10 protein-coding genes are annotated in these 11,690 nt (G+C 29.1%); 8 read left to right on the forward strand and 2 right to left on the reverse strand.

Annotated features, from left to right (window positions below; all coding sequences use genetic code 11):
• Positions 1 to 19 precede the first annotated feature (19 nt).
• From ACYQ19_RS00090 to ubiE, 4 genes are read left to right on the forward strand one after another with little or no spacing between them, the layout of a single operon-like run.
• Complete coding sequence (locus ACYQ19_RS00090; protein WP_459977148.1) at positions 20 to 334, forward strand: HypC/HybG/HupF family hydrogenase formation chaperone; 315 nt, start codon at positions 20 to 22, stop codon at positions 332 to 334.
• Between the two features lie 17 nt (positions 335 to 351).
• Positions 352 to 1,470, forward strand: coding sequence for a hydrogenase formation protein HypD (hypD, locus tag ACYQ19_RS00095; protein ID WP_459977149.1), 1,119 nt, complete (start codon positions 352 to 354; stop codon positions 1,468 to 1,470).
• Between the two features lie 47 nt (positions 1,471 to 1,517).
• Positions 1,518 to 2,495 (forward strand): hydrogenase expression/formation protein HypE, encoded by a 978-nt coding sequence (gene hypE, locus ACYQ19_RS00100; RefSeq protein WP_459977151.1) that lies wholly within the window; start codon positions 1,518 to 1,520, stop codon positions 2,493 to 2,495.
• A gap of 41 nt (positions 2,496 to 2,536) precedes the next feature.
• Positions 2,537 to 3,238 carry a bifunctional demethylmenaquinone methyltransferase/2-methoxy-6-polyprenyl-1,4-benzoquinol methylase UbiE gene (gene ubiE, locus ACYQ19_RS00105; protein ID WP_459978223.1) on the forward strand — a complete coding sequence of 234 codons (702 nt, stop codon included), beginning with the start codon at positions 2,537 to 2,539 and terminating at the stop codon, positions 3,236 to 3,238.
• Positions 3,239 to 3,691: 453 nt separating this feature from the next.
• On the opposite strand, the gene thiS is transcribed toward ubiE, so the two are convergent.
• Together thiS and glyS are read right to left on the reverse strand one after the other, a co-directional pair.
• Positions 3,692 to 3,910 (reverse strand): sulfur carrier protein ThiS, encoded by a 219-nt coding sequence (gene thiS / locus ACYQ19_RS00110; protein ID WP_459977153.1) that lies wholly within the window; start codon positions 3,908 to 3,910, stop codon positions 3,692 to 3,694.
• Positions 3,911 to 3,924: 14 nt separating this feature from the next.
• The gene (glyS, locus tag ACYQ19_RS00115) at positions 3,925 to 5,898 is read right to left on the reverse strand and encodes a glycine--tRNA ligase subunit beta (RefSeq protein ID WP_459977155.1); all 1,974 of its coding nucleotides are present in this window, start codon (positions 5,896 to 5,898) and stop codon (positions 3,925 to 3,927) included.
• A gap of 80 nt (positions 5,899 to 5,978) precedes the next feature.
• On the opposite strand from glyS, the gene ACYQ19_RS00120 reads away from it, so the two are divergent.
• From ACYQ19_RS00120 to ACYQ19_RS00135, 4 genes are read left to right on the forward strand one after another with little or no spacing between them, the layout of a single operon-like run.
• Positions 5,979 to 7,859 carry a TonB-dependent receptor gene (locus tag ACYQ19_RS00120; RefSeq protein WP_459977157.1) on the forward strand — a complete coding sequence of 627 codons (1,881 nt, stop codon included), beginning with the start codon at positions 5,979 to 5,981 and terminating at the stop codon, positions 7,857 to 7,859.
• Complete coding sequence (locus tag ACYQ19_RS00125) at positions 7,856 to 8,242, forward strand: hypothetical protein (RefSeq protein ID WP_459977159.1); 387 nt, start codon at positions 7,856 to 7,858, stop codon at positions 8,240 to 8,242. The genes ACYQ19_RS00120 and ACYQ19_RS00125 overlap by 4 nt, the downstream gene beginning before the upstream one ends.
• Complete coding sequence (locus ACYQ19_RS00130; protein ID WP_459977160.1) at positions 8,239 to 9,717, forward strand: sensor histidine kinase; 1,479 nt, start codon at positions 8,239 to 8,241, stop codon at positions 9,715 to 9,717. The genes ACYQ19_RS00125 and ACYQ19_RS00130 overlap by 4 nt, the downstream gene beginning before the upstream one ends.
• Positions 9,710 to 11,683, forward strand: coding sequence for an EAL domain-containing protein (locus ACYQ19_RS00135; protein ID WP_459977162.1), 1,974 nt, complete (start codon positions 9,710 to 9,712; stop codon positions 11,681 to 11,683). Before ACYQ19_RS00130 ends, ACYQ19_RS00135 begins: the two co-directional genes overlap by 8 nt.
• Positions 11,684 to 11,690: the final 7 nt, after the last annotated feature.

The following is an 11,690-nucleotide window of genomic DNA, read 5'->3' on the forward strand; positions in this document are numbered from 1 at the left end:
AGAAATAAAAGGAGAAAAAATGTGTCTTGCAATACCGAGTAAAGTTTTGAGTATAGATGAAAACAATATAGCAGAAGTTGATACTCTGGGAGTAAAAAGACAGGTTAGTCTTGATTTGATTCAAGAAGAGGTAAAACCGGGAGATTACGTGTTGATTCACGTAGGATACGCAATGGGTAAAATCGATGAAAAAGAAGCCCTTGAAAGCATAGAGGTTTACAAGATGCTGGCGGAAGCCGCAATGGAGGATGATTTTGCGATAGATCCAGAAAAACTGGTCAATGAAGACGGCCCACTTTTATATAAGCCGGAGGAAGAAGAAAAAAAACAATAAACTGAATGGAGCCGAAAATGAGTGATTTAACACTAAAAGATCTGTATTTTAAATTCAGAGACCCAACTGCTATGAAAACTTTGGCTGATCTTATCAGAAAAGAAGCTAAAGGCCTTAAAGAGCCTATGAGGGTGATGGAGATATGCGGCGGGCATACGCATACAATTATGAAATACGGAATCAAGCAGCTTTTGCCTGAAAATATAGAATTCATACACGGCCCTGGGTGTCCCGTGTGTGTAATGCCAAAAGAGAGAATCGATCATGCGATCGAACTTGCTAAACAGGACGGGGTTATTTTGGCAACTCTTGGGGATATGATAAGGGTTCCCGGAAGTAAAAGTTCGCTTGCGAAAGTAAGAGCTGAAGGGGCTGACGTAAGACCACTTCATTCAACTTTGGACGTTCTTAAAATAGCAAAAGAAAACCCTGATAAAAAGGTTGTGTTTTTTGCAATAGGGTTTGAAACGACTACACCTATGACTGCGGCTTTGATGGAGAGGGCGTTTAAAGAAGGTATTAAAAACATCTATTATCATATAAACCATGTGCTTGTTCCGCCTCCGATGAGAGCAATAATGGACAGCGGTGAAGCCAAAATAAACGCTTTTATAGGACCAAGCCACGTAAGTGTAATAATCGGAGCTAAAAGTTATCAGTTTTTAGTGGATAGCTACAATACTCCTGTGGTTGTAGCAGGGTTTGAGCCTGTGGATGTAATGGAAAGTATTTTGATGCTTGTGCGTCAGAAATTAAAAAGCGAGCCTAAAGTCGAAATTCAGTATAAACGTGCGACAACATGGGAAGGAAACGTGTTGGCACAAAAAATGATTGATAAATATATGGATGTTAGAGACACTTTCAGATGGAGAGGACTTGGAGACATTCCGAAAAGCGCATTGAAATTAAGAGACGAATATGTTGAGTTTGACGCTGAAAAAGTGTTTGCGGATATTTTACCAAACGAGCCAATTGACGATCATAAACTTTGTATTTGCGGGCAGATTTTAAGAGGGCTTGCAAATCCAACTGATTGTAAAGTATTCGGAACTGCATGCACACCTAGCACACCTCTTGGAAGCTGTATGGTAAGTGACGAGGGTGCATGTAATGCTTATTACAGATATGCAAGGTAGTGAAAAGTTAAAAATGAAAAGTGAAAAATTATACAAAAAGGAAAACAATGAAAATAACATTGGCATACGGCGGTGGAGGGGAAGAGACAAATAAACTAATAAATGATTTGTTTTATAAAAATTTTTCAAACCCTGTGCTTGAGAGTGCGGAAGATGCTGCTGTTGTGGAAATGAGTGGGAAAACGGCATTTACTACAGATAGTTTTACAGTCAGTCCTATTTTTTTTAATGGCGGTAATATTGGAAAGCTTTCTATTGCCGGAACATGTAACGATCTTGCAATGATGGGTGCTAAACCTGAATATATAACATGCGGATTTATGATTGAAGAAGGACTTGAATTTAGTGAGCTTGAAGAGATTGTAAAAACTATGGCAAAAGAGCTTCAAAAAGTTGGCGCTAAAATAGTTGCTGGGGATACGAAAGTGGTGCCTGCGGGAAGTGTCGATAAGATATTTATAAACACATCGGGAATAGGAACTGTTATTAAACCGGGAATTAGTGCACATAATCTTAAAAAGGGCGATGTTGTAATCGTGAGTCGTGATATCGGAAGACACGGAACTGTCGTAATGGCACACAGATATGAAGTTGAAACGGATATCGAGAGCGATTGTAAGATTTTATGGGAAGAAGTTGAAGCTCTTATAAATGCAGGCATTGATATAAAAGCTATGCGTGACGCCACAAGAGGAGGGCTTAGTGCCGTTCTTAACGAATGGGCAAATGCAAGCGGTGTGGGAATTGAAATAAATGAAGAAAAACTTCCAATTTCAGATGAGGTAATAGGGCTTTGCGAAATATTCGGTTTTGAGCCTATGGATTTGGCAAACGAGGGAACGTTTGTGGTTGCAGTGTCGGCAAAAGATGCTGAAAAAGCGGAAGAGATTCTTAAAAAATTCAATACAAGTGCATCAATCATAGGGCAGGTTACTGATGATAAAAAGGTTATATTAATATCTCCTTGGGGAAGTAAAAGATACATTGAACTTCCAAAAGGAGAATTACTTCCTAGAATTTGTTAATTTTGATAAAATTACAAATGAATAATCATTTAGGAGAAAGCGTGAGCAGACAGGAACAGATAGTCCAAATGTTCGATTCCATTGCGAACAGATACGATTTTGTAAATAGGGTTTTAACATTTGGAATTGATAAAAAATGGCGTCAAAACGCTATTAAAAAGACTTTGGAAATAATTGACAAACCTGAAGTAAAAATTTTGGATGTTGCTTGTGGAACGGGGGATATGATTGAAATATGGCAAAAAGAAGCAAATAAAAAAAATATAAAAACACATATTTGCGGACTTGATCCAAGCAGTGGTATGCTGGAAGTTGCAAAAAAAAGATTTTCAAATCTTAAGTTTTATCAGGCTTATGCTACAGACATTCCTTGCGAAAGTGATACTATAGATGGAGTTAGCATATCATTTGGCATTAGAAACGTGCTTGAAATTAAAAAAGCGATAAAAGAATTTTACAGGGTTTTGAAAAACGGCGGAGTTGTTCTTGTTTTGGAATTCGTTAAAGCTGAAAATCCTAATAAATTAAGAAAATGCGTAGATTTTTACTCTAATAAGTTTTTACCGAAAATAGGTGGAATTCTCAGTAAAAACAAAGAAGCGTATGAATATCTGCCAAATTCGATTGAAAATTTTTACACTCCAAGCCAACTTGTGAATTTATTTGAAGAGTATGGATTTAAAACTTTAAAAAGTGATAGCTTTAATTTTGGTCAAGTAGGAGTTTTTATATTTAAAAAGTAAAGGGTTCTCTTTACAGCTCTTCTATGTTAACCTTTCAAATAATAATGATTCGTTATTTGTTTGATAATAGATTAAATATAACTTTGGTTACAATATGTTTAGATGTTCGGCACTAATAAGACTGAATAATGAAAAGTGGAAAGTGATAAATGGAAAATGTTGCACTGGAGAGTGGAAAATATATAATTAAGGAAAGGTATCAACTAATTGGTATTTGACAAATAAATATTAGAAGATAATTGAAAAAGTATCTGTCATATAAGGTGTAACGTGTTGTATAAAGGCTGTGTTGATATAAAAAGTTTATTTTATATATATTTTTTTGGTTAAATTGGTGTTTGATACCAAATATATAATATTTATGTAACTACTCTTTTAATTTTAATTTATTACTATGTAAACATTAAAACATTGTAAGAAAGTGTGGGTATATTTAATTTAAAAAAAAGGAGTTTATCCTCCCCCTACGAAATTGAGTGCCTCTATTTTATCGTTTTCCTGAAGGGTGTATTTATCCCAGTCGTCTTTTTTTACAATTTTCATATTTACGGCAACCGCCATTGTTTTATCAAGCACTTTCAGATCTTCCAAAAGCTGTTTGATGGTTGTATTTTGTTTGATTTTTTTTTCGTGTCCGTTAATTATTATATTAATTAATTCTTCATTTTTCATTCTCCATTCTCCATTTATAATGTAATTTCTTTGATATCCGCAATATCAAGAAATTCTTTATAAATTGACGCAATAAGGCTTTTTCTGTTGTGTCTTACTTTCTCATCATCGACATTTACCATTACGTTATCAAAAAATTTGTCGATTAAAGGTTTGAGCGATACAAGAAAATCAAGTTTTTCTTCAAGGCTTTTGATTCCTTTTACTTTTTTAAATTCTTCCCAAAGGGCTTTTTCCTCTTCTTTTTCAAACAGGTTTTCATCAACGTTTATAGAATTTAGATCAAAATCTTTTACGATATTCGCAACCCTTTTGAATGTGGTTGAGAGTTCTTTAAAACCTTCTGAATTTACCATTTCGTTAATCAGTTTTATTTTTTTATCTATTTCTCTGAGGTTGCTCTCACCTGTAGCAAGAACACTTCTGATAACCGAAGGGTTTACATCGTAAAATTTATAAAGTCTTTCGAAAATAAAATCAATAAGTGAGTTTGTATCAAAATTTTTATAATTGTCTTTTAGTTCGTTAATGATATCTTTAATATTAAGATCAATATCGTTTTCGTTAGCTATTTTTATTATGTAGTTTGCAGCACGTCTGAGTCCGAATGGGTCTTTGTTTCCTTTTGGAATTTTACCTATGCTGAAAAGCGCCATTAACGTATCAAGGTTTCTTGCGATGTTTAGAAGTGCCGATGTATTATTGCTGGCTTCATCAGTATATTGCTCTTTTATTGCAACTGCTATTTCATCATCAATTCCCGCAGCTTTTGCATAATAATACCCCATAATTCCTTGAAGTTCAGTGAATTCATAAACCATTTCCGTTAAAAGGTCTGCTTTTGCAAGGTTTACGGCTTTTATGAGTTTGTCTTTATCGGCACCAAATTTATCAGCAAGAATTTCGGCTATTTTTTCTTCTCTTTTTACTTTGTCATATACGCTTCCAAGTCCATCCATATAAACGATGTCTTTAAGTCCTTCGATACTCAGTCCATTTTTAAGATCGTTTTCCCAGAAAAAGAGGGCATCAGAGAGTCTTGCTCTAAGCACCTTTTCATTACCTGCAATGATTTTGTCGAAATTATTCGTATATGCATTGCTTACAACCACAAATGCGTTTGTAAGTTTTCCGTCTTTGTATACAGGGAAGTATCTTTGATGTTCTTTCATTGAAGTAATAATAACTTCTGGAGGAAGCACCAAAAATTCTTCGTCAAATTTTCCAAGAAGTGGGGTTGGGTATTCGGTAATAGCCACGATTTCCGCTAAAAGATCTTCGTCAATTTCAACTTTAATATTATTCTCTTTTTCAAGTTTTTCGATTTCCCTTAAAATTTTGGCTTTTCTTTCGTCCTGGTAAAGGATTACGCCGTGTTTATCAAGTTTGCAGAAATAATCACCGACATAACCGATTTCAATATCTTCTTTGAAAATCCTGTGAGGTTTGGTAATATTAGACGATTTTACGCAGTATGCGTCAAATACGATAACTTCATCTTCCAGCATACAAAGAATCCATCTCACAGGTCTTATAAATTCGGCTTCGCATTCTCCCCATTTCATAGTTTTACCGAAATTTAGGGAATTTAGCCATTCGTTTATCATTTGAGGTAGAAGTTCTTTTGCTTCTTTTCCTTTTACTTCTTTTTGGAAATATGCGAATTCTTTGTTTCCTTTTGATTTAAATATAACTTCATTGGGTTGAATATTACATTTTTTTGCAAACCCTTCTAAAGCTTTCGGGTTTTTTTCAATGATTTCTTTAGGTGCACCCCAAATTTCTTCAATTTTATCTTCTTGTTTAACAGGAAATTCCCTATGCCATAATGTTAATCTTCTTGGTGTATAATAAAAACTGAAATTAGCTTTTAAATCATATTTTTCTAAAATAGAGAGCCATTTTTTTTCAATATTAGGAAGTTCTTTTAAAAGCGGAATTGCCGGAAGTTCTTCAACTCCTATTTCAATTAATAAAGGTTTTAACATTAAGTTTCCTTTTTGTTTGTAATTTTAGCAAAATTGTTGTTATAATTTACGAATTAATTTATTTTTAATGTGGAGAAGGGATGAAAATGCGTATTGTTGCGGTGATGTTTTTATTCTTTAGTTGGATTTTAGCTTCTAATCAAACTATTAAAACGCTACTTAACGAAATTGAAAAACAAGAAGATTTATCATTAAAAACTAAACAAGAAAGTGCAGGTATATCATATGTAATCACAAGATATCAACTTGACATGATGCAAGCAAGATATTTAAGAGATATATTAAAAAATACAATAATAGGATATGAAATTAGTAGATATGGTGTTCTCGACCCTTGGAGTGCAAACAATTTACCTTATGCAAGTAATGGAATACGAATTTTTATTGATAATCAAGAAATTACAACTGCAAAATATGATAACGGATTGTTTCTATTTGGTAATATTAATCTTTCTTTTGTAGATCATATAGAAATTTATTATTTAACGCCATCGTATAAAATTACTACAGAACCTGCATATGTAATAATTAAACTTTATTCTAAACAACCACAAAGAGATGAAGGTAAAAAATTTTCTTTTTCATATGGAACATATGGGTCAAACTCTCAGAGTTTTGAAATAGGAAATAAACAAAATTATCTAAACTTTTCAAAAAGCCAAATAAAACATAAAAAAATTAATATAGAAGACACAATACTTTCAAGAAATAATTCTAATTATCATATATTTTGGACTTGTAAAGAAGAAAAAACTAAATATCTTTTGAATATGATTTATCAAAAGCAAGAGCCTTTTATGGGAATAAGCATGGATGGTAAACTTGATGAGGGTTATCAAAAATATAAAGAAGCTCATTTTGGATTTGAACACAAATCGGGCTTGGTTAATATTAAATATACTTTAGATTATATGAAAGATAATGTGTTTTATTATGAAAAAAGTGGTTTATTTATTCAAAAAAACACTTCAACGCTTGTTACAAAAGTATTAGCAAAAGGTAATGATATAGTTAATACTCTGAAAGTAAATACGGAAAAAACTTTTAATTCACAAAATATTATTTACGGGATTAGTTTAAGAAATAAATTAATGAATTATTATAAATTAGAAGTGAATGATAAAAATTACGATTATAATGGTATTAAAAAACAAAATATCATAAATATATATGCTGAAGACAATATTCAAATAAAAAAGAACTTAATTATTACGTTGGGATATGAATTTAGTAGATATTTTAACGACGTTGTTAATGATTATAATTTAAATCAATATAAAATAGTTTCAACTTATTTACCAAATAATGAAAATATATTCAAATTTTCCTTTCATCATATAGAATATTCTGTTCCGCCTTATTTATATAAAACTTTATTTGGCTCAAATTTATTAAAACCTCAAAAAAATGATGTTTTAATTGGTAAATATAAAAAATTATTAAATAAAGATAGTGATATACAATTTGTTGGTTTTTATGGAATAAATAAAAATTTTCCTATTATTCAAAGTGATGGAACATTAACATCTTATAATAAAAATATTTATGTAAAAATGATTGATATTAAATATCATAGAAATTATCATGTAATAAATGATTTAATATTAAACTATATTTATTTAAAATTAGAAAATATTGATTTAAATAGAAGCCATAGAGTCATTTTACTTAATACACATAGATATAAAAAATTTGATTTTTTTGAGAATATTGTTTATCAAAATAATGAATATAAGACAAATGGAGAAAAGACAATAAAAAAAGGGTGTGATATTAGTATAGGTTTAAAATACAATTACAATGAAAATTTAACCTTTTCATTAAAAGGTGAAAATTTATTGAATTCTGCATATAAAAACTCTTTTATAAGAATAGAGAATTTTAATCCTAAAAACATAATAAAAACTGACTTACAGCTTATTGACAGAAAAGTAAGTATTGGTATGGAGTATTGGTTTTGAAAATAGTATTAGGCATAATTATTTCAGTAGTTTTTATTAGTGCTCAAAATATTGAAATAAAACTTTTTTCAAAACTTTTTACCTCTCTTTTTAATAAAAAAGTAATATATATTTATACAGAAAATCCCAAATATAAAAAATTAAATTCTATTTTTTTAAAAAATGTAAATAATTGTAAAAAAGCAGATATAATATTAGGAATAAGTAAAAAATGCATGAATAAACCTCATTTTTTATTAGATTATTATAATTATATACAAGACAAAAATGCTATAGGGGCTTTTTATTGGAGAAAGGGTAGACCTCAGTTAAGGCTTAGAAAAAAGATTATTCAAAAATACGATTTAAATATACTGCCTGAATTTAAGGAATTTTTGGAATGAAAAAAATAGAATTTAAAAATGCAACTACATATGTTTTAGGTTTTTTAGTTGTTGTTATGATTGGTTTTTTATTGTGGGTTTCTAATATGTTTCAAAAAACAGAATATAAAATTAGTGATGATTTATTTAAGTATCAAGTATCGGAAATTACATATTTTACAAAAAATATTGAACGATATATTTATACTAAATATGGCAATAATTTGGCTAAGATATTAAAAACAGATAAAAAAGCAAGACAAGATTTAAATTTGTATTTAAGTAGCTTTTTAACAATAAAAATAAAAAATATATTTATTGTTTATAAACCACAAAATGAACAATTTTTTAGGGTATTAGCCGATGGAAGTCTTGATAAAAGAGATAAATTTACATTTAATGAAAAATTTGAACCATTAAAAACAGAATATTGGTATAAAGTATTAGCTACCAAAGAACCAGTGATCTTTAAACAAAAAATAAATGATATTTGGACAACTTTTTTGTATCCGGTTGTTAAATTTAACAGAGTTAATTATATCATTGTTGTAGATTTTTCAACACTGCCCTTAAATTTAATTAATGATAATTTACAAATATTAAAGAGTAACTTAAAAGTTATATTGTTTGTAATGATTGTTTCTGTTGTTATTTTGGTGTTCTTTTTATTTTATGACTGGAAGAGACAACAAGAAATGCAAAATTTGATTGAAGAATTAAAAGTATTGAATGATACGCTTGAAGATAAAGTTCAAGAAGAAATACAAAAAAATAGAGAAAAAGAAAAACAATTAATTCTGCAATCAAGAATGGCGTTAATGGGTGAACTTTTAAGTATGATTGCACATCAATGGCGTCAGCCCTTAAATGTAATGAGTTTAATTATTTCTAAGTTAAAATTGGGATTTGATTTAGGAGAAATTAACGAAAAAGAAATAAAAGAATCTATCACAAAAATAGAAGAGCTAATCCAGCATTTAAGTAATACAATTGATGATTTTAGAAAATTTTATAGAAAAGAAAATGAAATTAGACCTGTGAAAATGCAAGAGATTATTGAACAGACGCTAAACATAGCAAAAGCTTCTATTGAAAATAAAAACATTAAAGTAGTTTTGGATATTAAATGTAAAAAAGAAATAAATACATTTCCAAATGAATTAAAACAGGTTTTATTAAATATTATAAGAAATGCAGAAGATATTCTTAAAGAAAGAAAAATAAAAGAACCTTATATTAAAATAAAAGTGTTTTATGATTATAAAAAAAGTTTGTGTATAATTGAGATTAAAGATAATGGTGGTGGTATAAGAGAAGATATTATAGATAAAATTTTTAATCCGTATTTCACTACAAAAGATGAAAGAAACGGCACAGGTCTTGGTTTGTATATGAGTAAGCAGATCGTTGAAGAGAGATTAAAAGGTAAATTATATGCTTATAATGATGATGCCGGGGCAGTTTTTAGAATAGAATTAAAGGTGGATAATGAATGATTTACAAAAAGTTATGAAATTTACTAAAAATTTTAATGTTTTGTATGTGGAAGACAATAAAGATGCATTGGAAGAAACTAAATTAATATTTGAAAAATTTTTCAGAAATGTTATTACTGCCAAGGATGGTTTAGAAGGCTTAGAAAAATTTAACTCAAATCAAATAGATTTAATTATTACGGATATCAATATGCCGAAATTAAACGGCTTAGAGATGATTAAAAAAATAAAAGAAAAATCACCAAATATAAATACGTTGGTTGTATCCGCCTATAACGAAACAGAATATTTTATTGAAGCAATTAAACTTGGTGTTGATGGGTTTATATTAAAACCTTTTGAAATTGATCAGTTTGTTGAGATATTAAAAAAAATAACACATAATTTACTTCTTAAAAAAGAAGCAAAAGAATTTGAGAATTTATTAAAACAATATCAAAATATTGTTGATAAAAGTGTGATGGTTGCAAAATTTGATACCAATAAACATTTTACATATGTAAATGGTGAGTTTTGTAAAATTTTCGGTTATTCAAAAGATGAGATTATTGGCAAACAGATTGACTATATGATTTACAATGCTGATAAAATACAAAAAGAAATAGAAGAATTTTGGCGTAATATCATAAATGAAAAAAACTTGTTTAGTGAAATAATAAAATGTAAAGATAAAAATGGAAAAATAGTATACATAAAAGCATTAATAAGTCCAATATTGGATGAATATGGAAACATTATTGAGCTTATTTCGATTTGTTACGATATAAGCGAAATGATGAAACCAAAAAAATTATTATATGATTATTTAGAAAATGCAAAAGATCCATTTGTTGGATTGATTGAAATTGAAAATTTTCAAAGTTTTAGAAATTTTTTTGGTGAAAAAATTGCTGAGACAATAGAGCATAAATTTGAAGATCATTTAAAAAGTTTTTTGCCAGAAGGTATAGATAAAGTTTTTGATTTAGATGAAGGTGAATATGTCATAGTGGCTGATTTGAATGGGAATGAATTTACATATGGAAAATATATTGAAGAACTTAAAAAATTACAAAAACAGATAAATTATTCACAACTTGATATAGGTGAGTTTTTATATGACGTAACAGTTATAATAAGTGTTTCAAAAGGAAAAGAAGCTTTTGAAAATGCAAGAATAGGTATGAATAAAATTAAACATAACAGAGATTCTTTTATAATTGCCGATGGATTGCTTGAAATAGAAAAAGAAATAGCACAGGAGAATTTACAAATTCTTCATATATTAAAAGAAGCAATAGATAATAAAAACATAATCTGTTTTTATCAACCTATAATAGAAAACAGCACACAAAAAATTGTAAAATATGAAACACTTGTAAGAATTCAATATAACAATGAAATTATTCCACCTGCAAAATTTATCGATGTTGCAAAACAGGGTGTTTACTATTCTAAAATTACCGAAATTGTCCTTAGTGAAGCTTTTGATATAGTAAAAAAATTTAAAGATTATGATATTAGTATTAATATTTCCGAAATAGATATAGAAAAGGAAATAGTAAGAGAACTTATTTATGAAATGTTAAGAGATAATAAAGAATTCGCAAAATATGTTACTTTTGAATTGTTGGAAGATGCGGATGTTGAAAAATATGACGTGTTGGAAGAGTTTATTACAAAAATTAAAAATTTGGGTGTAACTATTGCAATAGATGATTTTGGGAGCGGATATTCAAATTTTATAAGACTTATTAATTATAAACCCGACTTTTTAAAATTGGACGGGACATTAATAAAAGACATTCATAAAGATAAATTTTCATATAGTGTCGTTAAATCAATAGTAGAATTCGCAAAAGCCAATAACATAAAAACCATTGCAGAGTTTGTGGAAAATGAAGAAATTTTTAAAAAAGTTAAAGAATTAGGTATCGATTATTCTCAGGGATATTATTTCGGAAAACCTGAAAGATTACAGCTGTAAGGTTATA

Source organism: Nautilia lithotrophica (genome assembly GCF_054656815.1).

Excerpts from the sequence above, each read along its gene's own strand:
- hypE (WP_459977151.1), top strand. The coding sequence starts at position 1,518 with ATGAAAATAACATTGGCATACGGCGGTGGAGGGGAAGAGACAAATAAA.
- thiS (WP_459977153.1), bottom strand. The coding sequence starts at position 3,910 with ATGAAAAATGAAGAATTAATTAATATAATAATTAACGGACACGAAAAA.
- hypD (WP_459977149.1), top strand. The coding sequence starts at position 352 with ATGAGTGATTTAACACTAAAAGATCTGTATTTTAAATTCAGAGACCCA.
- glyS (WP_459977155.1), bottom strand. The coding sequence starts at position 5,898 with ATGTTAAAACCTTTATTAATTGAAATAGGAGTTGAAGAACTTCCGGCA.
- ACYQ19_RS00130 (WP_459977160.1), top strand. The coding sequence starts at position 8,239 with ATGAAAAAAATAGAATTTAAAAATGCAACTACATATGTTTTAGGTTTT.
- ACYQ19_RS00120 (WP_459977157.1), top strand. The coding sequence starts at position 5,979 with ATGAAAATGCGTATTGTTGCGGTGATGTTTTTATTCTTTAGTTGGATT.
- ACYQ19_RS00090 (WP_459977148.1), top strand. The coding sequence starts at position 20 with ATGTGTCTTGCAATACCGAGTAAAGTTTTGAGTATAGATGAAAACAAT.
- ACYQ19_RS00135 (WP_459977162.1), top strand. The coding sequence starts at position 9,710 with ATGAATGATTTACAAAAAGTTATGAAATTTACTAAAAATTTTAATGTT.